This is a genomic window from Vreelandella alkaliphila (genome assembly GCF_016107625.1).
Lineage (GTDB): Bacteria > Pseudomonadota > Gammaproteobacteria > Pseudomonadales > Halomonadaceae > Vreelandella > Vreelandella alkaliphila.
Window position 1 is genome coordinate 99,838 of the sequence record NZ_JABASV010000002.1, and the last position, 23,615, is coordinate 123,452.

Here is a 23,615-nt window from a genome sequence, read left to right on the forward strand (position 1 = left end):
TCCCTATATAGCGACAGCATCTCTTAGTAATTCAATCTTTATAGATTTTTTACTAATATTTTCGTTGTATTTCTCGAGTTCTTGGAAGCTCTTGATCACATGATCTTGATAAGAAAGTTCAGGGAAGATATAACTCATTTTCTTCACAATGGAAGTCGTTAGGTTTACAAATGTACCTCCATGCGTAGCCAGATTGAATATTTGTCGCTGGTTTAGCAATAGCAGGTAATAAAGATATTCTTTTCTAACAATAGATTCATCAATGTTGTCTAAAGAAATGATTCCATCATGAATGCAGGCTGAAAAATCTAGGAATGATGGTTTGCCAACTGTTCCTGGAGTTCCACTGCATACTATGACCAGAGTTCCTTTTTCTTTAAGTCGGCTCTTTTTGGCTCCCTCTTCAGTTAAGTAGTCAATGCATGGTTTTACGTATTTACCATCACGTACGATGTCTTCAACCATCAATCTTGGGATGCTTCCACCATAATAACGAGAATCACCTTTGGGTCTAGGTGAACTTCCGCGTACAATTGTACATATTTGATCAATGCTTCTTTGTGCTCCTGTATCATTACCTAGTAATTTTTTTTCAAGTAATGCAGTGAACATTTTTTGGAAGCTGTTATAAGCTTCTCTCGAGTCATTGATAGCCTTGTTAAATTTTTCACTTATATTTAGTTGACGGTTTTGTTCTTCAGCTCCGCCTAAGCTAAAAGGATATTCGGATAAAGATTTAAATTTTGTGCGAGGAGATAAAGATCCTGAAGATGTACTAATAGCGTGTTTCCAAAATGAATTTGACTGAATGATGTAAGGAAGTAATTCAGGCACGTCTAGGTTATGGGTTGGTTCCATTACGATGATGTCACCAGAACAAATTCCATCAAATTCAGCAATCGCTGCTTTTTTCAAGTATGGGCGGCGTTTTCCAAATAGGATATGCCCTTTTTTAAATACACGTGTAAAACTTGGGTTATCTTCGGCAATCGTTCCCCAGCGCTTGATCTTTAGCGAGCCAGAATCTAGGTGCTCAAGACCAATATAGCGTTCATAGCCATCGGCAATTGGGTCTTTGGTGGTGAGCTTTACCTCACGGCAAATATCGCCAAATTTAACGGGCTGTTTTTCACTCATTATTTCACTTCCTTACCGTTAACTTCGGTCGCTCTCGGCGTCCTGCCTTCCGCGACACTCATACTTCCTTGTATGTCGTAGCCTAGCTCGCCTAAGTTTTTGAACAACTTATTAGTTTGCTTTTTCAACTGCACCCTGCTGACTTTCCAAGCCTCAATAGCATGCTCAATATCATGCACTTCACCATCACTTTTTGCCTGCACATACAGCGGGATTGATAGGTTGTAGAGGTTCTCTTTAATAGTGCCGATATCTACCAAGGCGGTAATATCGCTCTGGCTTTCTGGATCGAAGTAAGCCTTACACAATACCGCTAAATCATCATCCGATAAGCGGCTATGGGCGCGTTCGCGGGTGACATGCTCCACACCATTGATAAACAGTATTTTGTTGTTGCGCTCTGCGGGCTTGTTGCAATTAAGCACCACCACACAGGATTCCATCGGCGAGTTGTAGAACAGGTTTGGCCCTAGGCCAATCACCGCTTCGATAATGTCAGCTTCAATCACCTGTTTGCGAATGGCCTGTTCAGAATCACGGAACAGAACGCCATGTGGCCATAGCATCGCGGCGCGGCCGGTGTCTGGATTTAGGCTCTTGATGATATGGGTGTAAAACGCATAGTCAGCACAGCCTTGTGGCGGCACGCCGTAAAGGTTGCGGCCGTACGGGTCGGCGGCGAACTTATCGCGGCTCCACTTTTTGATGGAGTATGGCGGGTTGGCGAAGATGACATCGAACTGCTTGAGCTGGTCGTTTTCGATAAATTTGGGTTCGGCCAGAGTGTCACCGCGCAGCACGTCAAACTCTTCGATATCGTGCAGGAACATATTCATGCGGGCGATGGCCGAGGTGAGCAGGTTTACCTCTTGCCCATAGAGATGAACACTGCGCCACTCTTTGCCTTGTGAGCGTAAATCCATCACCGCATTTAGCAGCATACCGCCGGTGCCACAGGTGGGGTCGTAGGCGGTTTCGCCGGGCTTCAAGCCCATGATGCGCGTCATCAGATGCACCACGGTTCGGTTGGTGTAGAACTCTGCGGCGGTGTGGCCTGAGTCGTCGGCGAATTTTTTGATCAGGTATTCGTAGGCTTCGCCTAAGTCATCCTGGGCTACTGACTTAATACCTAGCGGTATTTTACTGAAGTGCTCAATCAAATCGGCCAGCAGGTGATCCGGCAGGCGCTGTTTATTGGTCCATTGGGCGTCACCAAATACGCCATGCAGCCGTGGGTTGTTGGCCTCAATTTGGCGCAGTGCGTTCTGAATGGCCTCACCGATGTTTTTGCTGGTATTGCGCACCGTTGCCCAGCGCGCTTCATAGGGAATATCAAAGCGGTGGAACATGGGCATAACGGCATATTCTGCATCGCCGCCATGGACTTCCAGTGCTTCGTTGTACTCTTCCAGGTACACATCAGACAGGCGTTTATAAAACAGCAGCGGAAAGATGTACTGCTTGTAGTCTGAGGCATCAATTTGTCCGCGCAGAAATTCGGCGGCTCCCCAGAGTAAATCCTCTAATTTCTTTCTATTTAACACACTCATGAATGTTTCTCATCGCTTAGTTGCTGCTTCACTTGCTGACCAAGCGAGGTTAACCGGTACTTTTGGTTGCGGCTGGTTGGCTTGTCTGGAATGGTCATTTCCACCATCTGTGGTTCGGCCGTTAATGCAGGTTTGAGGTAGTGCTTGCGAAAGTGCTCAGCGTTATTGAGCCCCATCAGGGCCATTAGGTCATCACGGCTATGCTCGGTGGTCATCACTTGGATCATCCGTGCCACATCCGTGGTGACTTCCGTGGTGACTTCCGTGGTGACTTCCGTGGTGACTTCCGTGGCAAATAGCGTCAAGGTAACCCCGGATGAGGGGGCAGATTCCCATTTTGGGGCAGGTAAGCCCGCTTGTTTGCAGGCTTCTTGGATCACCACGCTGCCACGGCCGAGTTTTTCCATATAGCCTTGCAGATATAAACCGTGGGCGATATCGGGATTTCGCAGTACTGAAATATGGCCTTGCTGAATTTTCTCTACATCAATGCCTTTTGGAAAGGCCCCAGAGTTCCAGACGTTGACCTGTTGCGGGCTCACTTCGACTTTGATACCGCCAGCAAAGCTACTGTAATCACGATGCGCAAAGGCGTTAACGATGGCCTCACGGACGGCCTGCTCGGGGTACATAGGAACATCTTGGCGCTGATGACTATTGCCAGTGAAACGCGCACGCGATGGGGTATTGCGTATCACAAAGCTAATTAGTTGTTCGATGACCTCTGCCATTGGGCCATCGAGGTGTTGAAGATCCTGATACTCATCATCGGCTTTTTGGCGGTAACTTACGGCCCGCACACGTGCTTGTGGGTGGCGTTTGCCGGGCATTTTTGCCAGTAGTACATCGGCTGCATTGGTAAGGCGGCCATATTTGGCCAGCGACAGCAGCTGTAATTGATGCAGTAAGCCTTGTTCGGCTTTTTTAACCTCATCAGGAATGCGTTTGGCGGATAACAGCTTTTTACAGGCGGACTCTGCCAGGGCTTGTTCGTCTAGCTCGGAGGAAAACAAGCGCTCCCAGCGTTCAGGCTCAATCTGTTTACGCAGCACCATGTCGCGAATGGTGTCCACATCGGCCTTTTGGGTACGCTCATTTACGCGCACATAAATGTCACTGTTAAAGGCGTAAGGAATGTCTTTACCCGCGGGCACTTCGACAACCAGTATGTTTTTACCTTCAACCTTTTGTACTTCTACAGAAAACAACACGGGTGGCTGGATAGCTGATTTGAGCTCGGCTTCTAAGCGTTCAGCAACCTGTTCAGCATTGTCGATGCCGCTGATTTGTCCTTGGTCGTTAATGCCACACAGTAAGTACCCACCCTGGGCATTTAAAAACGCACATACCTGCGGGCCACACATTTTCAGAGAGGCTTTGGCTTTAAATTCCAGCGTTTGGTTTTCGCCAAGAGACAGTCTTCGCTTGAGTTCTGAAGGGGTTTTACTCATTTCGACCTCCAACTGACTGGCCGACTCTGGCGGTATCTTCAAAATGCTCGGTTAGACGCTGTTCAACATCCTGATAACGGGAGAACTGTGCCACTACAAATAGATTGGCATCGTCGTCGCGGTCAAATTTTTGTACCCAATTCCCCTGGCGCTCATCCAAGGGCAAGTTTTCCATGGTTGCGTCTTCGTAAAGATCGATGACTTTTAAGTTAGAGACAGAGGATGCCCCTTTTCGCAAGGCAAGCTTAGAGCGCTCTTCAGGCGTTTTGTAGCCAAGATCCATCAACATACGACGTGCAAACACCACTTGGTCATGGGCTAGAAACCAGCGTGGCTTGTGTAGCTCGATGGCTTTTTTGATCTCTTTATGGGTAATAGATAAGCCCGTACTATCTACACCACTGCCGTATTGCGGTGTGATGATGCCTAAGAAAAGATCACACTTTTCCACTGCTTTTAGGCAGCTTTCGAAGGCGGTTTCACCGGAGGAAACCGGTACCGTCCCCTTATGAGACATCCAAACTTCATAACCGAAAGCCGTGAGCAGTGAATAGACGCGATCGAGCAGCTCTTCTACGCCGTAGACGGTTGATGACACCATAACGGTGAGCTTTTTACTCATAGCTCGAACCCTTCCTTGATGAGCAACGCTTCCAATTCATCTTCTGCTTGCTCAAGAGCGGCAAGCTTTTGTTGGAAGTCTTTTAATGCCTCTTCCACCGTTATGGTTTCTTCGACCAGCGGCTTTTGTACGTAGCGTGCAATATTGAGATTGAAATCGTTTTCTTCTATTTCACTTAATGGCACCCAGCGTGCCACGCCTTCGATTTCTTGCGCTGTTGGGCCTTGCTGCTCCTGGCGTCGGTAAATGTCATAAACGGAATCGGCCTGATCATTCGATAAGGTATTTTGTGCGCGGCCTTTGGTAAAGATTTCTTCCGCATTGATGATCAGCAGGTGGTCTTTGTGTGCTATCGGTCGATATTTACGCAGTACCAGGATACAGGCCGGGATGCCTGTACCGTAAAAAAGGTTGGGGGCGACGCCTATGATGGCTTCAATGCGGTTTTCTGTGAGTAGCTGTGTGCGGATTCTTCCTTCCGCCCCGCCACGGAATAACACGCCGTGCGGTAACACAACGGCCATACGCCCGGCATTGTTGAGAGAGGCAAACATGTGTTGCACCCAAGCGAAGTCGCCGTTGGTTTTAGGTGCTAGGCCATATTGCTGACGGCCATAAGGGTCGTTTGTCCAAAGATCATAGCCCCACTCTTTTAGGCTGAATGGTGGGTTGGCAATGACACAATCGAAGCTTTCCAGGCGGTCGTTCAGCAGAAATTTAGGGTCGCGTAGCGTATCTCCACGCGCGATGTAAAAATCTTCCTGCCCATGAAGAAACAGGTTCATGCGGGCAATGGCTTCTGTGGTCAGGTTTTTCTCCTGACCTTTGATTTTTAATAAGCGCGGATCGCCGCCGTTTTCTTTTACGTGATGAATGGTCTCTAGCAGCATACCCCCCGTACCGCAGGCCGGGTCGTAAACGCTTTCGCCAGCCTTAGGATCAAGAATATTGACCATTAGCCGCACGATGGTGCGTGGCGTATAGAACTCACCGGCTTTTTTGTTGGCTTTATCGGCAAAGCGTTTGATGAGGTACTCGTAAGCGCGCCCCATATCATCATCGCGCACACTGGTGACACCCAAATTCACCTTGTTGAAGTGATTTAGCAGCGTGTTTAAGAGGTCGTCTGGTAGGCGCTCCTTATTTGTCCAACTCGCATCACCAAAAATACCGTGTAGCTTAGGGTTGGCCAATTCAATGCCGCGAAACGCATCTTTCAGCCCTTGGCCGATGTCCTTTGTTTTGGCGAATACATCTTTCCAATGGCAACTTGCTGGAATTTGGATACGGTGGAACATCTCGCCTTTCGCGAGTTCAGCATCACCGACTTGCTCCATTGCTTCGGCAAACTCTTCATCGTATACGTCGCATATACGTTTGAAAAACAGAATCGGGAAAATGTAAGTTTTGTAATCGGAGGCGTCGATTGGTCCTGTGATGATATGAGCCGCATGCCACAGATGTGCTTCTAAATCTTTTAGATTAATCAACGTCATTGTCTGTCCTAAGGTAATTCTCAACGCCATTTTCCCCGCACGTTAGCGTACGCGTGGCAGGCTTAAAAGCCATCTTTGATCACTTCTGCTATAGAGATAGGCGTTTTGGTGCTTTCTGCGATTGGTTGCGTTAGCGCATGTAGCCGCTTGAGGTCGTCTAGGCTTTGCCATAGCAACAGCAGTTGGCGAAACGATATTTGCCCGGTGCGCTCAAATTTTTTGATGGTGGGTGCGGGCACGTTGCTGCGCTCTGCCAGTGCTGCGCGAGATAACTTGGCTTGTTCGCGTAGGTGGCGTAGATGGGCGGCAAAGGCCTGCTGAATATCGTTATCGTCCAGCAGCAAAGCATGATGCATAGGTAGGACTTCCTGAGCTGGATACAGGGGTATCCATTTTAGCTGTTTTAGGCTTGTTTTGGATACTATTGTGTCTCTTTTACGTTATCGCTCACTCCTTGCCCAGTTCCCACTGCTGAAGCTGTTCAGCTGCCTTTGCGCGCTCGCGCTCTAACTCGCGTTTGAGTTCATTCTCTGAGGGCAAATACGGTAAATATTTCGCCGTAAACAGCTGTTTTTGCTCGGCCAGCACTGAGTACTTCACTACCGCCTCGCTTTTTTCGCTGCATAGCACTAAGCCGATGGTGGGGTTATCGTCGCTGCCTTTGCGTTGCTCATCGTATAGGCGCACGTAGGTATCCATCTGGCCGATATCCTGATGCCTTAGCTTGCCGAGTTTTAGATCCACCAGCAAAAAGCACTTCAGCTTGAAGTTGTAAAACACCAAATCGATATAGAAGTCTTCATCATCAAAGCGGATGCGCTGCTGGCGCTCCACAAAGGCAAAACCTTTACCCAGTTCCAGTAAAAACTGCTGCAGGTTGCTGATAATGGCCTGTTCTAACTGGCTTTCCTGATAGGTTTTATCCTGTAGGTTAAGGAAATCCAGAATGTAGGGATCACGCAGGTAATCTTTGGCGGTTTCCGCCAACGGCTGGGTGTTTTGTTGAGCTTCAGCTTCTACCAGTGATTTGTCTTGGCTGGCCAGGAGGCGCTCGTAGTAGAGGGTATTAATCTGGCGTTCTAGAGCTCTCGCACTCCAGCTTTGGTTGATCGCTTCGTGCAAATACCAGTCGCGGGCTTGGGCATTTTCTATTCGCAGAAGGGTGCGATAGTGGGTCCAGCTCAATTCGGTACGCACTGCGTTCCGTTTTGGAAAGCTTTGATAAAACTGGCGCATATTGCGTAGGTTGCGGACATCAAAACCTTTACCCAGCCGCTCGGTAAGCTGTTGTGAGAGCTGCTGTAGCTGCTGCTTACCATACTCAGCCCGGCTATTGCCTTGCTGTTCGTGCTCGACAATTAAACGGCCTATTTCCCAGTAGCTTTGTACCATGGCCGTATTCACGGCTTGGCGAACCTGTCCGCGTGCTTGCTCTATCTGTTGGGTAATCGCGCTAACAAGGCTGCTAAAAGCGATTGGGCTCTGCTCGGTCATAGGCTTACCCTTGGCGTCATAGAGTAATGTCAGCTGGCTTTGGTCTAACAATATCAAATTTTGCCGATTTAAATGGCGGAGTGAATATCACCGCATTGATTGGCGGCGGCGTTAGCTCGGGTGAGATGATTGTGGTGCGGCCAACAATTTGCTTCTTATCCGCATGAGACTTTATAAAGTAAAAAACGATATAGGTTAGGAATTCTTTATGAAAGCCGTTGTTTTTGAGAAATTTTCCGCCCCACCACAGATCCAGCAACTGCCTGATCCCACCCCCGAGCCGCATGGCGTGGTTGTGAAGGTAATGGCGACAGGCGTTTGCCGCAGTGACTGGCATGGCTGGGTAGGGCATGACACCGATATTCAACTTCCTCATGTGCCGGGGCATGAGCTTTCCGGTGTTGTCGAGGCCGTGGGTAAAGACGTAAACACATGGCGCATTGGCGACCGCGTCACGGTTCCCTTCGTTGGCGGATGCGGCACTTGCCCTGAGTGCTACTCTGGAAACCATCAGGTGTGCGATAGCCAGTTTCAACCGGGTTTCACGCACTGGGGCTCGTTTGCTGAGTATGTGAGTATTCACTACGCCGATGTCAATTTGGTCGCACTGCCAGAGACATTGGATTTTGCAACGGCGGCGAGTTTGGGATGTCGTTTCGTAACCTCTTTTCGGGCAGTGGTTGATCAGGGCCAAACCTCCGCAGGGCAGTGGGTGGCCGTCCACGGTTGCGGTGGGGTTGGTCTATCCGCTGTGATGATTGCCAACGCCGTCGGCGCCAATGTGGTGGCCATCGATATTTCGGAAGAGGCGCTTCACTTGGCCCGTCAATTGGGCGCCGTTGCCACTGTGAATGCTGCCGAGGTTGCCGATGTGGTTGAGGCAGTGGCGGAAATAACCCAGGGGGGCGCTCATGTCTCCCTGGATGCGTTGGGCCACCCGACGACCTGTTTTAACTCCATCAGTAATCTGCGTAAACGCGGTAAGCATATTCAGGTCGGGCTGATGTTGGCTGAGAACAGTACGCCCGCTATTCCCATGAGTAAGGTTATTGCCCACGAACTTGAAATACTGGGCAGTCATGGCATGCAGGCGCACCGTTACGACGCCATGCTGGCGATGATCCAGTCTGGAAAGTTGGCGCCTGAAAAGCTTATCGGCAAGCGAATCAATCTTGAGCAATCGATTGATGCGCTGATGAACATGGATAAGTTCGAAGGAGCGGGCGTGACGGTGGTGACGGAATTTTGATAAAGCGGGCTGCAGCGTTGCTGCCGATTAAAAAATTGAAGGGTTAGGTAACACTGATGCTTCTAGTATCGAAAGCGTTGCATTAGCAGTTACTCACGATGTGGGGTGGGCGATAGGTTCACTATTGCTTCCGGTTTGGTTGGGCACCCCCCATGCGCATCTTGCGAACTCTCGGTTGCACGCCTCTCGCCGGAATTCTCGGCATATCGCCCATCACTGCTTACCCAAACGCATCAATTCCAGCGCAACCTTAACACTCTTTTTTGTATTCTTACTTCCGCTAATCACTCGCGCGCGTGGCGCTCTGTGAATGGTGAATACTGGCCAATTAAAAATAAAGTATTAAAGAAACACTTTTTATCGATTTACTTGATTCATGATTTTTTAGTGCATTATGACTGATGTGCTGATTGTTTCTTATTGTTTATTTTAATATCGCTGGTGATATTTGTTTGCCCATTTTTAGAGGCTGTTATATAAAAGCTTGTCTTTTCTTTAGGTTCTTGTTTGAATAATTTTTTACACTAATTTGCTGTAAGAAAAATTAACAATGTGCCTAGTGTTTAAGAACTAGTTTCTCTCTTTAAGTTAATTAAAAAAGTGTCGTGCACTGAGTGCGCGCATTACTGCGTACACATTAATGAGCGGCCTTATGGGTGCTTAATTAGCTGGCGCGGTATTCCCAATGATGCTTGGTCATTAGAGGAGTAGGGATATGAAAAAGTACGCAGCGGAGTTAATCGGTACGTTTTGGTTAGTCTTGGGCGGTTGTGGCAGCGCGGTGTTAGCGGCGGCTTTTCCAGACGTAGGCATTGGTCTACTAGGGGTGTCGCTGGCCTTTGGTTTAACGGTTGTTACGATGGCGTATGCGATTGGGCATATTTCGGGGTGCCATTTAAATCCTGCGGTATCGATAGGGCTTTGGGTGGGAGGGCGCTTTCCTGCTAAAGAGCTGCCTTACTATATTGGTGCGCAAGTACTGGGTGCCGTTGTTGCCGGTGGCGTGCTGTATCTGATTGCGAGTGGCCAAGCAGGGTTTGATGTGTCGGCCGGGTTTGCATCTAATGGCTATGGAGAGCATTCACCCGGCGATTATAGCATGACGGCGGCGTTACTAACGGAAGTCGTAATGACCATGATGTTTATCTTCATCATTATGGGGGCAACCGATGGCCGCGCACCGGCAGGGTTTGCGCCGTTGGCGATTGGCTTGGGCTTAACGCTGATTCACCTGATCAGCATTCCGGTGACCAATACCTCGGTGAATCCAGCGCGTAGTACGGGCGTTGCTCTGTATGTAGGGGATTGGGCGACGGCTCAGCTGTGGCTGTTCTGGATAGCACCAATGATCGGCGCGGCGTTAGGGGCACTAGCGTATCGCTTTATTGCTCAGCCTGAGACACTTATAGCGCCGCCATCGCCTTCTGATCATGACGATGATCTAACGGGTAAGATCGTTCCCTAAAGCGGCTCTCCACGATAGTAGTGCCATAAAAATAGCGAACCCACGCTTCGCCATGGGGCCCAGTGTTCAACTAACTGGCGAGCCTGTTTAGGCGTGGGTTTGTCTTCCAGTTTTTTTAGACGGCCAAGCGCTACACGTAAGGCAAGGTCGTCGGCGGGAAATATATCCGCGCGTTGGAGCGAAAACATCAGGTAAATTTCGGCGCTCCAGCGTCCAAAACCACGCAGTTGAGTGATGGCGGCAATCGCCTCGTCATCGCTCAACATGGCCAGTCCGTCGGCACTGAACGTGCCTGCAAGTTCTGCCTCCGCCAGCCCTTTGGCATACTCAACTTTGCGCCAGGAAAGCCCTGCATCACGCAGCGCTTGGTCTTCAACGTCGATAACTGCTTGCGCGTGCAATTCAGGTAGCAATGAAGTGACACGGCCCATAATAGCGCGAGCCGCTTCCGTCGAAATCTGCTGACTCACAATCGTACTAAAAAACGTTGCGAAGCCTTGGTCGCGTTGGCGTGGTGGGGGGGCTCCCACGAGTGGATAAGCACGGGCAATATCGGGGTCTGCTTTAGCCAGTGCCTCCATGGCGCACTCGATAGTCTCTAGTGTCATGAACATTTCACCTGCTTATAAGTTTAAAAACACACTAACAAAACTAGGATATTACCGTTGTAATCCGTCGGAGTTGCCTCGTTCGCCCGCTAACTTTTTTGGTGTCGCATATTTCTACTTTTGTCTAATCCTGCGATCATTTGCAGCTATACAAGACCGTTTTGTTTAAGCAGGTGTTGAATGCGCCTGGGGGAGAAAAGTATGCAGGCGTCGTCATCGGGATTGGCACGTAACCCGCGATTGGCAGAAGTCGTGTTGGCGTTAGGCGGGTTTGGTATTGGCACCAGCGAATTCGTCATTATGGGGTTAATGAACCGTGTCGCGGAAGATCTCGCCGTTACGGTGCCACAGGTGGGCTATGCCATCAGTAGCTATGCCCTGGGTGTGGTAGTCGGTGCACCACTGATATCTGCCTTTGCAGCGCGGGTACCTAAGCGTGCGTTGCTCATTGTGCTGATGCTGGTATTTGCTATCGGTAATATCGCCAGTGCCATGGCGCCCGGATTCTGGTCATTTGTAGGGCTACGCTTTATCGCCGGGTTACCGCATGGTGCTTATTTTGGCGTAGCCGCATTGGTGGCCGCGGGTGCAGTGCCAGTTGATCAGCGGGCACGCGCTATTTCACGGGTAATGATGGGCTTGACGTTGGCGATTCTGATTGGCGCGCCGTTAGGCACGTGGACAGGTAATCTGTTTGGTTGGCAAATTGCTTTTGCAGCCGTAGGTGTTATTGCACTGTTGACTGCGCTATTGATTCGTTTGTGGGTACCTGTACAGCCGTTCGATGCCTTAGCAAGCCCGCTACGTGAACTGTCGGCATTGATAAAGCAGCGTGTATTGGTGACGGTGGCCATTGCCTGTATTGGCTGTGGCGGTATGTTTGCTATTTTTAGTTATGTGATGCCTACGCTTACTCAGCAAGCGGGTATGAGTGAAGCGCTGGGGCCGCTAGTGCTGGTCATCTTTGGTCTTGGCTCTATCGCTGGGAATTTAATTGGCGGTCGTGCAGCGGACAAGAACCTGATGCGTGCAATTCCCGCTACCTTGGTGTGGTGCGCAGTAATTCAGGGATTGTTCTATTTTGCTGCTAATAATGTTTGGACGGGGCTGTTATTTGTAGGATTAGTCGGCTCTAGTATGGCGCTAGCGCCTGCGCTGCAGACCCGTTTAATGGATGTAGCAGAAGATGCCCAGACGATGGCGGCTTCGCTAAACCATGCGGCTTTTAATGGGGCCAATGCATTAGGAGCGTGGTTAGCGGGATTGGTCATTAGCGCGGGTTTTAGTTGGTCGAGCACAGGGTTAGTCGGTACCGGTTTAGCACTTTGCGGGCTGGTGATTTTTGCTTGGGGGCGCTGGCTTGAGAAACGCACTTTCACTACGGCTGAACGTTATCAATGAGTGTTTACTAACGACATAGCCTAAAGCCGCGCATGCCTAGGTGAAAGTGGTCAGCATGTGCGGCGTTGTAGTCTGGCCCCAACACGTTACCAAAGGTGTTGCAGGCGCCATCTCTCGCTGCTCTTAGAAATTCCCCGGTTTCGCCTTCGTCATCCCAGTGATTGATCAGCGTAATGTGCTGGCCATTTTCAAACTGAAACCCCACCACATCCAGTGCTTCAGCGGTGGCGTGTTCACTGCGCCTGCCTGTTTCGCGGCCATAGACGTTACGGCAGGCAAAGCTACCAACGTGATTGACTTGGGCCACACGGCTACCCATGATTTCCAGGGCGGCAGGTTGAAGGACATGGCGCTCGTACATTACCCAGGCCATCGCCATTGGGCAGGTGGCGACAAAGCGTTGGTTAAAACGAACGCTGCTAGACTGCATGCGCACGATATTCGTCAGTGGGCAGCTAGCGGTTGGGGAATAATCGGCTAAAGGTGTGTAACTAAGCTCGCTCTCTGGCACGGTGTCCAGTGCGGCTAAACAGGCCCCCCTGTCATCGTTTAGACGTTTGAGCTTTAGCTGGGTGATGGGCGTTATTGGGTCATCAATATAGAGTGGCGCCCAGGGTGCCCAATGGCGGGGAATCTCAATCAGCCCTTTTTGGAACGCTACGCCCAGGGCAATTAAGCATAAAATAACGATCGTACTGCGCATAACGACCTCCTTGTGACTGCGCCGAAACGCTACAGTCCATAGCATAGGTGTGCGATACTGCGCGCTGCTTTATACACAGTACAACGCATTGCCGTTGTCTTGCTTATCTTCATCAACGATCTTTCGCTGACTATCATTTCGCTATCTATCTTTTGCTAACTATCTTTCGCTAATTAGGGAAGCGCTTCATGTCCCAGGGTACGCTTTTTATTATTTCTGCCCCGTCGGGTGCTGGTAAAACCAGCTTGGTCCGCGAGCTGATCGAGAGCCTGGATGGTATTCAGGTCTCGGTATCACATACCACGCGAGCTAAGCGCGAGGGGGAAGTGGATGGTGTGAATTACCACTTTACTCACGTAGCCGACTTTGAAGCGATGATTGAGCGCGGTGAGTTCTTTGAGTATGCCAAGGTCTTTGATAATTACTACGGTACGTCTCGCTGTGCGGCGCAAACTGTTCTGGACGCAGGGCAAGACGTTATTTTAGAGATCGACTGGCAGGGCGCTCAGCAGGTACGTGAGCAAATACCTTCGGCAGTGTCGATTTTTATCTTGCCACCCTCGCGTAGTGAACTAGAGCGGCGTCTTTCTAGCCGCGGAACTGATGAGCACGCAGTGATTGCTCGGCGTATGCGTGATGCCGTTAGCGAAATGTCCCATTTTGATGAATATGACTACTTAGTCATCAACGATGATTTCACCACAGCACTGCAAGAGTTGCAGTCGCTGGTGATCAGTCGCCGCTTAACACGTGAGGCGATGCAGGTGCGTCATGCGCCACTACTCGATGCGCTCTTGTCACAAGCGCCTAGCGTCGAGTAATCTAGCAGGTTCCATTACCACTTTTTTTGCTGGGCCCGCGGCGTTTCACCACAACGCTGGCCCAGCGTTGTCATTACAGGAAGGCCCCCATGGCTCGCGTAACCGTTGAAGATTGTCTGGAAAATGTTGAGAACCGCTTCAAACTGGTGATGATTTCTACCCAGCGCGCGCGCCAGCTTGCCCGTGGCTCCCGTGAAGCGCAACTGCCCTGGGAGAACGATAAACCTACCGTTATGGCACTGCGTGAAATTGCCGCCGGCCTGGTAAATCACACCGTGCTAGATGAGCCGGTTGAAGCTGCGGTTCGTACGCGCCCAGCAATGACGCCTACGACACATATCGACGACTAAGGTTGACTAGAGACTGGACTTAGAAGCGACTAGGGGCGCGGTAAATGTTCACCATTGATGACCTGGCCGATCGACTTGGCGGCTATTTACCTCCAGACGAAATACAGCAGGTCAAACGCGCTTTCTATTATGCCGAGCAAGCCCACGACGGCCAGCGCCGTCGCTCTGGTGAGCCTTATGTGACCCACCCGTTAGCGGTCGCTAATATATTGGCTAATATGCACATGGACCATCAAAGTTTGATGGCTGCCATGCTGCACGATGTCATTGAAGATACGGGTGTCTCGAAAAAGGCGCTGTCTGCGCAGTTTGGTAAGCCTGTCGCCGAACTGGTGGATGGTGTTTCCAAGCTGACCCAGATCACCTTTGAAGACAAAGCCGTCGCCCAGGCGGAAAATTTCCAGAAGATGGTGTTAGCGATGTCGCGGGATATCCGCGTCATCATCGTAAAATTGGCTGACCGTCTGCATAACATGCGCACGCTGGGAGCATTGCGCCCAGATAAAAAGCGCCGTATTGCCCGAGAAACGCTGGAAATTTATGCCCGTATCGCGGGACGTTTAGGTATCAATACGATTCGTGTTGAACTTGAAGATCTCTCTTTCCAGGCTATTCACCCAATGCGTTCAGAACGCATCAAGCGCGCGGTCGCCAGCGCGCGGGGGAACCGCCGTAGTGCGATGCGAGAAATTCAGTCATCGCTACAGCAGAGTCTGGACGATGAAGGGCTTAAAGGTACCGTGATCGGCAGGCAGAAACATCTGCTGTCGATTTATAAAAAGATGCGCGACCAGCGTAAGCCGTTCGCAGAAATTATGGATGTCTTCGGCTTCCGCATCATTACCGAAGATGTCGCTAGCTGCTATCGCATCTTAGGCGTGGTGCATAATCTCTATAAGCCCGTACCAGGGCGATTTAAAGATTATATCGCTATCCCAAAAGCCAACGGCTACCAAAGCCTTCATACTACGCTGTTTGGTCAGGGCGGGATGCCAATTGAAGTGCAGATCCGCACCCGTGAAATGGAGGCGATGGCTAATAATGGCATCGCTGCCCACTGGCTCTATAAAGCAGGGCAAACAACCCACCCCATTGCCGAAGGCAGCCATGCCCGCGCCCGCGCTTGGGTAAAAGGGCTGCTCGAAATGCAGCGCCATGCGGGTGACTCGCTAGAGTTTATTGAGCACGTCAAAAACGACCTTTTCCCAGACGATATCTACGTATTTACCCCCAAAGGCGACATCATGGAGCTGCCTCAGGGCGCAACGGTGATCGACTTTGCTTATAGCGTACACACCGATATTGGCAATAACTGCATTGCTTGTCGTATTGATCGCCATTTAGCCCCGCTCTCGACGCGTCTTGAAAGTGGCCAAACGCTGGAAATTATTACTGCTCCTGGGGCACGGCCTAACTTGGCATGGCTCAACTTCGTCACGACAGCAAAAGCGCGTTCCGCGATACGCCATGCATTGAAGCACCAGCAGCAGGCAGAAGCGGTTATCTTAGGGCGACGGCTGTTGAATAAGGCGCTTGCGCCGTTTGAAACCAGCCTGGAAGAGATGGATGAAAGTGTTTTTACTAAAGCATTTAAAGAGCTGGATGTCGTTTCGTTAGATGCTTTGTTAGAGTCGCTTGGCTTGGGCAATCGAATGGCCCATGTGGTGGCGCGGCGCTTGGTTGATATCTCCAATGGCGGAAACTCTGACTACGTTCTCAGTGGGGATAGTGAAAAAGCCGTCGTTATCAGCGGTAGCGAAGGTATGGTGATTAATTTTGCCCGCTGCTGTCATCCATTGCCGGGCGACCCTGTTGTCGGCCACTTATCGGTTGGCAAGGGGCTGGTGGTGCATCGCAGTGAGTGCAAAAACCTAGGTGATCGTAAAAACGACCCAGAGAAGCTGTTTGCTCTTGAGTGGTCGGACAGTATAGATGAAGACTTCCCGGTCGCGCTGCGCATTGAAATTGAGAGCCGTCGTGGGCTGGTGGCCGAGCTGGCGGGCGTGGTGACCGATGCCGACGCCAATATCGAGCGTATCGGCATTGAAGAGCGTGATGCGCGGCTTTCAATTGTTAATTTAACCTTATCGGTAAAAGGCCGAGTGCATCTTGCGCGCATTATTAAGCGTATACGCAACCTTCCTAATGTCGGCAAAATAACCAGAATGACCAATTAATCACCCGTTAGTAGGCTGCTGGCGATGGGCTGGCAGCAACTGCTATGGCGGACCATTAGAATTAATGTTTAACGCTATCACCCTATCTATAACATACGTCTAAAAATATATTAAACACGACAGGAGAGTGCTATCTCATGAGCAACAAAGCGGTTATTAATACTGATAAAGCCCCCGCTGCAATCGGCCCTTATTCTCAAGCAATTAAGGCTGGCAACACAGTGTATCTTTCGGGTCAGATCCCACTGAACCCGGCGACGATGGAAATTGTTTCTGACGACTTTGAGGCGCAAGCACGTCAGGTATTTACCAATCTACAGGCGGTATGTGAAGAGGCTGCCGGTACGCTTGGCGATATCGTCAAACTCAACTTATATCTTGTTGATTTGGATAACTTTGCGATCGTAAACAAGGTGATGGAAGAGTTCTTCTCGTCGCCTTTCCCTGCCCGTGCAGCGGTCGGCGTCAAAGCGTTACCCAAAGGCAGCCAAGTAGAAGCAGAAGCTGTGATGGTCATTGGCGACTAAGCCTCTGAGCCGAATGTCTTCAGCAACTGTCTTCACCAAAAACGGGCGAGCACTCTATCATCAAGTGCTCGCTCTTTTTTTTGAGGGTAGTGCAAAGAGGTTAGTGCAAAGGAATTAGCACCACAACGATTAGGCTTTTTGTGGTGTTAAGAAGCCGCCCTCTTTTAGCACCTGTGCGTAGCCTTCTTTATAGGTCGGATAGCGAAATTCATAACCCGTTTCACGGATGCGGCTATTATCGCAGCGTTTGCTGGTGCGACGGCGCAGTGGTGACTGCATGGTCTCGGTAGATTCAACCTTGAGCTGTTTGGCTAACCACGCCATCACGTTATGCAGGGTGACGGGCTCGCAGTCGCTACCTAGATAAAGGTCGGCGAGTGGAGCGCCTTTTTCCTGACAACGAATTAAGTGCGCCAGAATACCGGTGCAGTCATCACGGTGAATACGGTTGGAGTAGCTGACCGGCGTGACAGCGGCAATGCGGCCTTCCGCGACCTGATGAATCAAACGATCACGCCCAGGGCCGTAAATACCCGAAAAGCGCACTACCGTGCCGGGAATCTGATGGTTAATCAGCGCTTGTTCAGCATCGCACATCAGCTTGCCAGAAAAGCTGGTTGATCCGGTTGGGCTGTCTTCGCTAACGACCTCGCCTTCCTGCTGGCCATAAACACTGGTCGACGACACAAAAAAGATGCGCTTTGGTGGCGTTTTATGCTGCTCAAGCACGCCAAGCACACGGTTGAGGCCATCCGGATAGGCGCTTTGGTAGGCACTTTCTTCGAAACGGTCAGCGCTGACAGTATAAATAACGTAGTCAGCACGAGGCAGGGCGTCAGCACCAGCGCCTTCAAGATCGTTAAGATCAAGCGCCAACGGCTCAATGCCCGTGTCTTTTAATGCCTCGACATGACGGCGCACGCCGATAACATGATGGCCTTCGCTGAGTAGCTCGCGCCCGAGCGTTATGCCGATATCTCCGCAGCCAATAATCAGTACCGTTAGCTTCACCTTGGTCACTCCTCTTGATTAATATTCCCTATCAGATACAAAGTCCCTATGAGATGTGCCATCTTCAATAGGGTTTGTTTGTCCTTTTCCATCTCGCTATCACGATGACCTGTAACGAGCTGCAACGAGAGGATGCCACTGGCACCACTATGACTTTAACAGAACTACGCTACATCGTAACCCTTGCCCAAGAACGTCACTTTGGTCGTGCCGCCGAACGCTGCCATGTTTCGCAGCCAACGCTCTCGGTGGCGGTGAAAAAGCTCGAAGACGAGCTTGATACACCGTTGTTTGAACGTTCCAAATCAACCGTGCAGGTCACCCCGTTGGGTGAGAAGATCGTTGCTCAAGCCCAGCGCGTACTGGAGCAGAGCCGACTTATCTACGAAATGGCGAATGCTGGCAAAGACCAGTTGGCTAACCCGCTGCGCATAGGCGCAATTTATACGATTGGCCCCTACTTATTTCCCCATCTAGTGCCAGCACTGGCTAGCGCCGCACCGCAAATGCCGTTGTATATTGAAGAAGGCATGACCGGCTCTCTGCGGGCAAAGTTACGCAGTGGCGAGCTGGATGTCATTATTGTGGCGCTGCCTTTCACAGAGACCGACGTAGTTACCAAGCCGATTTACGATGAGCATTTTGAGGTGTTGATGCCAGCCAGCCATCGCTGGGTAAGTCGTGACGCGATTCACAAAGAAGATTTGTTAGAAGAGCGCTTGCTGCTGCTGGGGGAAGGTCACTGCTTCCGTGATCAAATTTTAGAAGCCTGTCCGGCGATTACCCAAAAGCTTAACAGCCCCAATAATACGTTGATTGCTGAGGGTGGTTCATTGGAAACCATTCGCCATATGGTGGCATCTAAATTAGGCATTACGGTACTGCCACAGTCGGCGCTGGGCACAGATCAGTATGAAAATGCCATGCTAGTGAGCCGGCCCTTTGTTGAGCCCGCGCCTTCGCGCACCGTTGCCATTGCGTGGCGGGCAAGCTTTCCTCGCCCAAAAGCAATAGATGCGTTAGCTAAGGCGATTAGCCAATGTCAGCAACCTGTACACACTGCTAGTGCTAGTCCGTCCTCATGAGTGACCTTTCTGCACCGGTTTCGTCGCTGAAAGGGGTTGGTGAGGCGCTCGCGCTAAAGTTGGCGCGATTGGGAATAGACTGCGTAAGCGACCTGCTATTTCACCTGCCGTTGCGCTACCAGGACCGTACACGGCTAACGCCCATTGGCCTGCTGCGCGCAGGGAGTGAGGCGGTGATAGAAGGGGAAGTCACCGCGTGCGATGTTGTTAAGGGACGTCGGCGTAGTTTGTTAGTCAGAGTGCGCGATGGAAGCGGTATTTTAAGCCTGCGTTTTTTTCATTTTTCGCCTGCCCAGCAGCAACAGATGCGCCCCGGTGTTACGGTGCGTGCATTTGGGGAGGCGCGCGCGGGGGCAACAGGGCTGGAAATTTACCATCCTGAGTACCGGCTAAGCGGCGGTAACGATACACCGGTTGAGGAGTATTTCACGCCGATTTACCCGACCACTGAAGGGTTGCATCAGGCGCGTTTGCGCGCACTTACCCAGCAAGCGCTTGCGCTACTGCAGCGCTCCCCTGAGTTACTTCCGGACGTTATTCCAGATGCCCTGCGCCAGCGGTTCAACCTGCCTGGGTTACACGCTAGCCTGCAACTGCTACATCAACCGCCACCGGATGTGGACATTGAGCAGCTTGCCCACGGCCATCATCCCGCCACACGTAGGCTGGCACTGGAAGAGCTACTGGCTCACCAACTCAGCCTGCGTGAAGTGCGGTTACGTATTCAGGCGGATGGTGCGCCATCGCTGCCCTCGGGCCGCAGCCTGCAAACCCGCTTTTTAGCCCAGCTACCGTTTGCCCTTACCGGTGCGCAGCGCCGCGTGCTGGAAGAGATTACCCTAGACCTTGCGCGGCCCGCCCCGATGCTGCGGCTCGTGCAGGGCGACGTCGGCTCGGGGAAGACGGTCGTTGCAGCGATGGCGGCGCTTTCAGCGCTGGCAGGCAATTGCCAGGCGGCGATGATGGCCCCCACGGAAATTCTTGCTGAACAGCACTATCGAGCGTTTAAAGCCTGGTTTGAACCGCTGGGCATCGAAGTGGCTTGGTTGGCAGGTAAGCTCAAAGGTAAAGCGCGGTTAGATGCCAAAGCCGCTATTGCCGATGGTCGTGCCCGTATGGTGGTGGGCACCCACGCGCTGTTTCAGAGCGACGTACACTTTCAGTGTTTAGGGTTGGCAATTATTGATGAACAGCATCGCTTTGGCGTGCATCAACGCTTGGCACTGCGCGAGAAAGGCGAAGCGGGCGGGCTAACACCCCACCAACTAATCATGACCGCGACACCAATTCCCCGCACGCTGGCCATGAGTGCTTACGCGGATTTGGATGTATCGGTAATTGATGAGTTGCCGCCGGGGCGTACGCCGGTTAAAACCGTAGTGGTGTCTGATGAGCGGCGGCCTGAAGTGGTCGAACGCATTCGCAACGCCTGCAGTGATGGGCGTCAGGCCTATTGGGTGTGTACGCTGATTGAAGAGTCTGAGGTGCTGCAGTGTCAGGCCGCCGAAGTCACTCGCGATGAACTAACCCAGGCGCTGCCTGAACTCGCTATTGGTCTGATTCATGGGCGCATGAAGGCCAGTGAAAAAGTTGAGGTGATGGAGGCCTTCAAAACGGGCGAGCTCGACCTGCTGGTGGCCACCACCGTTATTGAAGTGGGCGTAGATGTCCCCAATGCCAGCCTGATGATTATCGAAAACCCGGAACGCCTGGGGCTTTCTCAACTGCACCAGCTGCGCGGTCGAGTAGGGCGCGGCAGCACGGAAAGCTTCTGTGTGCTGCTTTACCACCCGCCGCTTTCGAAAAGCTCTCGGGAGCGCCTGGGGGTAATGCGTGAAACGACCGACGGTTTCCGTATTGCCGAAAAGGACTTGGAAATTCGTGGTCCCGGGGAAGTGCTCGGCACTCGCCAAACCGGTCTTGCTCAGATGAAAATTGCTGATCTTGAGCGTGACGCCGACCAGCTAGAGCGCGTCACTGCCCTGGCCCAGGCGCTTCAAGGCAACACTGAGGTCACCGCCGTATTAGTGCGGCGCTGGCTAGGCGAAGCCGCCGGGCGCTACGGGCAGGTGTAGGGAGTGATACAACGCTTAAGCTGCGGTGCTCGCTTCTTGATGATTCCCTACTGGTGTCTCCGTTAAGCGGTTGGCGGCTTCACCAAGGGGCCCTAGCTGTGCGGCAATCAGGCGTAACTGGCTTTGGATGGGACGGTAAAGGGCAATGGCGTTTTCGTCTCCCTCTGAGCCCTTCTTATCGAAGGAATCTGAGGCATTCTGCTCTAGCTGCGAGAGTAGGTCGTTGACTTGGTCAGCCAAGGGCGTGACAGGTTGGCGCTTGTTGAGTTGTTCTGCCAGTTGCTCCAGCAGCTCGCTGATGCGCTTGGCAAGGGGCACTAAGGCGGCGTCGTCCTCGTCTTCAGCCAACTGATGGCGGTGAGCGCCAAGGGCAGATAAGTGGCTTAGCAGCGTGTTAGACAGCACTAGAAAGCGTAGGCCGCTGTCGGCGTCCTGTTTGCGATAGTGCCCCGGCTCGTGGAGCATATTGGTGAGTAGCGTTGAGAGCGCTGCATCGGCATTGTGGGCATTGCGGCGGGCTAACCGGTAAGCCAAATCGTCCTGCTTTCCCTCTTCATACTGGTGAACTATCTCATCTAAATAACGGCGGTGGTTGGTGAGGACTTTTGCGGCCTCCCGGTACAGCCGACGCCCTTGCCAGTCAGGCAGAATAAAAAATACCGCTAGCCCGGCAATCAACGAACCCACCAAGGTATCCAATAGCCTAGGTAAGATCAGATTAAAACCGTCGCCGACCTGGTTAAAGCTGCACAGTACCAGCAGTGTGATTGAGGCGGTGGCGATAACGTAGTGACGCTCGCGGTTGGCAAAAAAACAAACGCCCGCAGCCACCGCAATCATGCTTTGTATGCTGGCTTGGGGGAACAAACTAATAGATGCCCAACCTGCAATGAGGCCAAGCACCGTGCCGAAGATGCGCTGTGAAAGAAAACGACGCGTGGTGGCAAAGTTCGGACGGCAGACGAACAGCGTGGTGAGTAAAATCCAAAACCCCTGTTCAGGGTCAAGCCACTGGAGCAGCCCATAGCCTACTAACAGCGCGGTGGATAAGCGCACCGCATGGCGAAACGTGGGTGAACCCAGCGTCAAATTTAGCTGAACGCGTTTCCACGCTTCTAGCACGCTGGAGGGGGAGCGGTCGTAAAGCGAACTATCACGACGATCATCGTCGGTATCTGGGTTGTGAGCACTGGCAATCTGAGCTTCCAGGATAGACAGGTTATCGGCAAGTGCATTGAGCGGGTGCATAAGCGGACGCCATTCCGGCTTACCGTGCTCGCTTAAGTTGTCGATAGAAGCGCGTAGATCGGCCAGCGCCTGCTCACTCTGTTCATGACCAAAGGGGCGGTTAAGCAACAGCGATTTGGCTAGCTGGCGGCAGGCGCGGCCTTGCTGGTCTAAGAGTCGCTGGCAACGAAACAGAACGTCATGGTGAAAAAACGCTTCGGTGAGCGCGCTATAGGGGTAGTGGGTAGAGCTTGCCCGCTCGTGTATATCCTGGGCGATAAAGTAAATCTGTAGATAGCGATTTAGCTTACGGCTGCCACGTTGCCCCTCTAGGCGGCGGAAAATCATCTCTTTCGCTTGGTTGAGTGCATCGACTACCTTGCCGTTTTGCCTGGCTAGCGCCACGCGGCGCGCCTCTAGATCGACCCCACGAACAGGCTCAAACAGCGCAGACTTTAAGATTAAAAACTCACCTAGCGCTTTATATACCCGCGCCATACTTTGTTTAACTGGCTGGCGCGAAAAAAGGGCGCACCATAGGATTGAGATAACCCCATACCACGCGGCTCCTGCAAGCAGCAGCAACTGCCTGGAAGCCACGTCTTCATCCACGCCACCGTGCTGTTCAATGTTGATCATTGAGTAGATCGACAGGATTAACGTGCCTGACGCAATGGTCGCGTACCGCTGACCAATGGCACCCAGCATAATTAACGTGAAGGTAGAAACCGCCAGCCCAACCGCAAACAGCCACGGCCAAGGGAAAAGCCACTGAACAACAAACGACGCCGATGCAAAGCAAGCAAGTGTCACCACCAGCGCCTGGAAGCGCCCCTGCCAGCTGTCATCGGTTTCAGAAAGCGCACTCGCAATAATGCCCAGAAACAGCGGAATCACCAGCGCGATGTCTCCTGCCAAACCGCTAAACAGCAGCGCCCCGCTGAACGCGATAAACACGCGCAGGCTGTAGGCAAACTTGTCCAGGGTCCATAGACGCCGCAAAGGCAATGAAATAGGCATAGAGTCTCTAATGGGTCGCTTCTTTTAGACTTTAGTTTAATGCTTAGTATAGAGTGAAGCGTGTGTGCTTGTCTTTACCCGCTGTTTTCAACGGCTGTGCTCAATGGCTATACAAAACGTAACCGAGCAAGCGTGATGCTTGGCAG

20 protein-coding genes are annotated in these 23,615 nt (G+C 51.6%); 9 read left to right on the plus strand and 11 right to left on the minus strand.

Going from position 1 to position 23,615, the window contains the following annotated elements:
* Window positions 1-3: 3 nt before the first annotated feature.
* From JFC11_RS03635 to JFC11_RS03665, 7 genes are all read right to left on the minus strand, one after another.
* On the minus strand, window positions 4-1,137 hold the full coding sequence (locus tag JFC11_RS03635) for a restriction endonuclease subunit S (protein WP_198348746.1): 1,134 nt from the start codon (window positions 1,135-1,137) through the stop codon (window positions 4-6).
* Window positions 1,137-2,687 (minus strand): type I restriction-modification system subunit M, encoded by a 1,551-nt coding sequence (locus JFC11_RS03640; protein ID WP_198348747.1) that lies wholly within the window; start codon window positions 2,685-2,687, stop codon window positions 1,137-1,139. The genes JFC11_RS03635 and JFC11_RS03640 overlap by 1 nt, the downstream gene beginning before the upstream one ends.
* The gene (locus JFC11_RS03645; protein WP_198348748.1) at window positions 2,684-4,138 is read right to left on the minus strand and encodes an RNA-binding domain-containing protein; all 1,455 of its coding nucleotides are present in this window, start codon (window positions 4,136-4,138) and stop codon (window positions 2,684-2,686) included. Before JFC11_RS03645 ends, JFC11_RS03640 begins: the two co-directional genes overlap by 4 nt.
* A complete protein-coding gene (locus JFC11_RS03650) occupies window positions 4,131-4,760 on the minus strand; it encodes a DUF4062 domain-containing protein (protein WP_198348749.1) in 630 nt (209 codons plus the stop codon). Before JFC11_RS03650 ends, JFC11_RS03645 begins: the two co-directional genes overlap by 8 nt.
* On the minus strand, window positions 4,757-6,256 hold the full coding sequence (locus JFC11_RS03655; RefSeq protein WP_198348750.1) for a type I restriction-modification system subunit M: 1,500 nt from the start codon (window positions 6,254-6,256) through the stop codon (window positions 4,757-4,759). The genes JFC11_RS03650 and JFC11_RS03655 overlap by 4 nt, the downstream gene beginning before the upstream one ends.
* A 62-nt stretch (window positions 6,257-6,318) precedes the next feature.
* Window positions 6,319-6,612, minus strand: coding sequence for a helix-turn-helix domain-containing protein (locus JFC11_RS03660; RefSeq protein WP_198348751.1), 294 nt, complete (start codon window positions 6,610-6,612; stop codon window positions 6,319-6,321).
* Between the two features lie 91 nt (window positions 6,613-6,703).
* Window positions 6,704-7,750, minus strand: coding sequence for a PDDEXK nuclease domain-containing protein (locus JFC11_RS03665; RefSeq protein WP_198348752.1), 1,047 nt, complete (start codon window positions 7,748-7,750; stop codon window positions 6,704-6,706).
* A 208-nt stretch (window positions 7,751-7,958) separates the two neighbouring features.
* Here JFC11_RS03665 and JFC11_RS03670 point away from each other — a divergent pair, with 208 nt between their 5' ends.
* Both JFC11_RS03670 and aqpZ read left to right on the plus strand, forming a co-directional pair.
* Complete coding sequence (locus JFC11_RS03670) at window positions 7,959-8,999, plus strand: zinc-dependent alcohol dehydrogenase family protein (RefSeq protein ID WP_198348753.1); 1,041 nt, start codon at window positions 7,959-7,961, stop codon at window positions 8,997-8,999.
* Between the two features lie 715 nt (window positions 9,000-9,714).
* Window positions 9,715-10,464, plus strand: coding sequence for an aquaporin Z (aqpZ, locus tag JFC11_RS03675; protein ID WP_198348754.1), 750 nt, complete (start codon window positions 9,715-9,717; stop codon window positions 10,462-10,464).
* On the opposite strand, the gene JFC11_RS03680 is transcribed toward aqpZ, so the two are convergent.
* Window positions 10,461-11,072, minus strand: a complete 612-nt coding sequence (locus JFC11_RS03680) for a DNA-3-methyladenine glycosylase family protein (RefSeq protein WP_038479754.1) — start codon at window positions 11,070-11,072, stop codon at window positions 10,461-10,463. The genes aqpZ and JFC11_RS03680 overlap by 4 nt on opposite strands.
* A 201-nt stretch (window positions 11,073-11,273) precedes the next feature.
* On the opposite strand from JFC11_RS03680, the gene JFC11_RS03685 reads away from it, so the two are divergent.
* Complete coding sequence (locus JFC11_RS03685; RefSeq protein WP_038479751.1) at window positions 11,274-12,473, plus strand: MFS transporter; 1,200 nt, start codon at window positions 11,274-11,276, stop codon at window positions 12,471-12,473.
* A 7-nt stretch (window positions 12,474-12,480) separates the two neighbouring features.
* Here the strand turns inward: JFC11_RS03685 and JFC11_RS03690 are convergent, their stop codons facing one another.
* Window positions 12,481-13,176: an extensin-like domain-containing protein gene (locus JFC11_RS03690; RefSeq protein ID WP_198348755.1), complete on the minus strand. Its 696-nt coding sequence runs from the start codon at window positions 13,174-13,176 to the stop codon at window positions 12,481-12,483.
* 188 nt (window positions 13,177-13,364) lie between these two features.
* Here JFC11_RS03690 and gmk point away from each other — a divergent pair, with 188 nt between their 5' ends.
* The 4 genes from gmk (at window position 13,365) to JFC11_RS03710 (ending at window position 17,051) form a co-directional block, all read left to right on the plus strand.
* On the plus strand, window positions 13,365-13,997 hold the full coding sequence (gene gmk / locus JFC11_RS03695; protein ID WP_095603387.1) for a guanylate kinase: 633 nt from the start codon (window positions 13,365-13,367) through the stop codon (window positions 13,995-13,997).
* Between the two features lie 89 nt (window positions 13,998-14,086).
* Complete coding sequence (rpoZ, locus tag JFC11_RS03700) at window positions 14,087-14,347, plus strand: DNA-directed RNA polymerase subunit omega (RefSeq protein WP_038479742.1); 261 nt, start codon at window positions 14,087-14,089, stop codon at window positions 14,345-14,347.
* 44 nt (window positions 14,348-14,391) lie between these two features.
* Complete coding sequence (locus tag JFC11_RS03705; protein ID WP_095603388.1) at window positions 14,392-16,524, plus strand: RelA/SpoT family protein; 2,133 nt, start codon at window positions 14,392-14,394, stop codon at window positions 16,522-16,524.
* A gap of 137 nt (window positions 16,525-16,661) precedes the next feature.
* Window positions 16,662-17,051 (plus strand): RidA family protein, encoded by a 390-nt coding sequence (locus tag JFC11_RS03710; RefSeq protein ID WP_009723285.1) that lies wholly within the window; start codon window positions 16,662-16,664, stop codon window positions 17,049-17,051.
* 129 nt (window positions 17,052-17,180) lie between these two features.
* Here the strand turns inward: JFC11_RS03710 and JFC11_RS03715 are convergent, their stop codons facing one another.
* The gene (locus tag JFC11_RS03715; RefSeq protein ID WP_038479736.1) at window positions 17,181-18,062 is read right to left on the minus strand and encodes an SDR family oxidoreductase; all 882 of its coding nucleotides are present in this window, start codon (window positions 18,060-18,062) and stop codon (window positions 17,181-17,183) included.
* A gap of 149 nt (window positions 18,063-18,211) precedes the next feature.
* Between JFC11_RS03715 and JFC11_RS03720 the strand changes: the two genes are divergently transcribed.
* Both JFC11_RS03720 and recG read left to right on the plus strand, forming a co-directional pair.
* On the plus strand, window positions 18,212-19,147 hold the full coding sequence (locus JFC11_RS03720; protein ID WP_095603769.1) for a hydrogen peroxide-inducible genes activator: 936 nt from the start codon (window positions 18,212-18,214) through the stop codon (window positions 19,145-19,147).
* The gene (gene recG, locus JFC11_RS03725; RefSeq protein ID WP_038479733.1) at window positions 19,144-21,222 is read left to right on the plus strand and encodes an ATP-dependent DNA helicase RecG; all 2,079 of its coding nucleotides are present in this window, start codon (window positions 19,144-19,146) and stop codon (window positions 21,220-21,222) included. Before JFC11_RS03720 ends, recG begins: the two co-directional genes overlap by 4 nt.
* Window positions 21,223-21,237: 15 nt before the next feature.
* Here recG and yccS read toward each other — a convergent pair whose 3' ends face one another.
* Entirely contained in the window at window positions 21,238-23,469 is a 2,232-nt protein-coding gene (gene yccS / locus JFC11_RS03730; protein ID WP_198348756.1) for a YccS family putative transporter, read from the minus strand.
* Between the last annotated feature and the right edge of the window lie 146 nt (window positions 23,470-23,615).

Coding starts and splice junctions, on each gene's coding strand:
- rpoZ (WP_038479742.1), top strand. CDS start 14,087: ATGGCTCGCGTAACCGTTGAAGATTGTCTGGAAAATGTTGAGAACCGC.
- JFC11_RS03670 (WP_198348753.1), top strand. CDS start 7,959: ATGAAAGCCGTTGTTTTTGAGAAATTTTCCGCCCCACCACAGATCCAG.
- JFC11_RS03655 (WP_198348750.1), bottom strand. CDS start 6,256: ATGACGTTGATTAATCTAAAAGATTTAGAAGCACATCTGTGGCATGCG.
- aqpZ (WP_198348754.1), top strand. CDS start 9,715: ATGAAAAAGTACGCAGCGGAGTTAATCGGTACGTTTTGGTTAGTCTTG.
- recG (WP_038479733.1), top strand. CDS start 19,144: ATGAGTGACCTTTCTGCACCGGTTTCGTCGCTGAAAGGGGTTGGTGAG.
- JFC11_RS03690 (WP_198348755.1), bottom strand. CDS start 13,176: ATGCGCAGTACGATCGTTATTTTATGCTTAATTGCCCTGGGCGTAGCG.
- JFC11_RS03705 (WP_095603388.1), top strand. CDS start 14,392: ATGTTCACCATTGATGACCTGGCCGATCGACTTGGCGGCTATTTACCT.
- JFC11_RS03645 (WP_198348748.1), bottom strand. CDS start 4,138: ATGAGTAAAACCCCTTCAGAACTCAAGCGAAGACTGTCTCTTGGCGAA.
- JFC11_RS03685 (WP_038479751.1), top strand. CDS start 11,274: ATGCAGGCGTCGTCATCGGGATTGGCACGTAACCCGCGATTGGCAGAA.
- JFC11_RS03680 (WP_038479754.1), bottom strand. CDS start 11,072: ATGACACTAGAGACTATCGAGTGCGCCATGGAGGCACTGGCTAAAGCA.
- JFC11_RS03635 (WP_198348746.1), bottom strand. CDS start 1,137: ATGAGTGAAAAACAGCCCGTTAAATTTGGCGATATTTGCCGTGAGGTA.
- gmk (WP_095603387.1), top strand. CDS start 13,365: ATGTCCCAGGGTACGCTTTTTATTATTTCTGCCCCGTCGGGTGCTGGT.
- JFC11_RS03710 (WP_009723285.1), top strand. CDS start 16,662: ATGAGCAACAAAGCGGTTATTAATACTGATAAAGCCCCCGCTGCAATC.
- JFC11_RS03640 (WP_198348747.1), bottom strand. CDS start 2,687: ATGAGTGTGTTAAATAGAAAGAAATTAGAGGATTTACTCTGGGGAGCC.
- yccS (WP_198348756.1), bottom strand. CDS start 23,469: ATGCCTATTTCATTGCCTTTGCGGCGTCTATGGACCCTGGACAAGTTT.
- JFC11_RS03660 (WP_198348751.1), bottom strand. CDS start 6,612: ATGCATCATGCTTTGCTGCTGGACGATAACGATATTCAGCAGGCCTTT.
- JFC11_RS03720 (WP_095603769.1), top strand. CDS start 18,212: ATGACTTTAACAGAACTACGCTACATCGTAACCCTTGCCCAAGAACGT.
- JFC11_RS03665 (WP_198348752.1), bottom strand. CDS start 7,750: ATGACCGAGCAGAGCCCAATCGCTTTTAGCAGCCTTGTTAGCGCGATT.
- JFC11_RS03650 (WP_198348749.1), bottom strand. CDS start 4,760: ATGAGTAAAAAGCTCACCGTTATGGTGTCATCAACCGTCTACGGCGTA.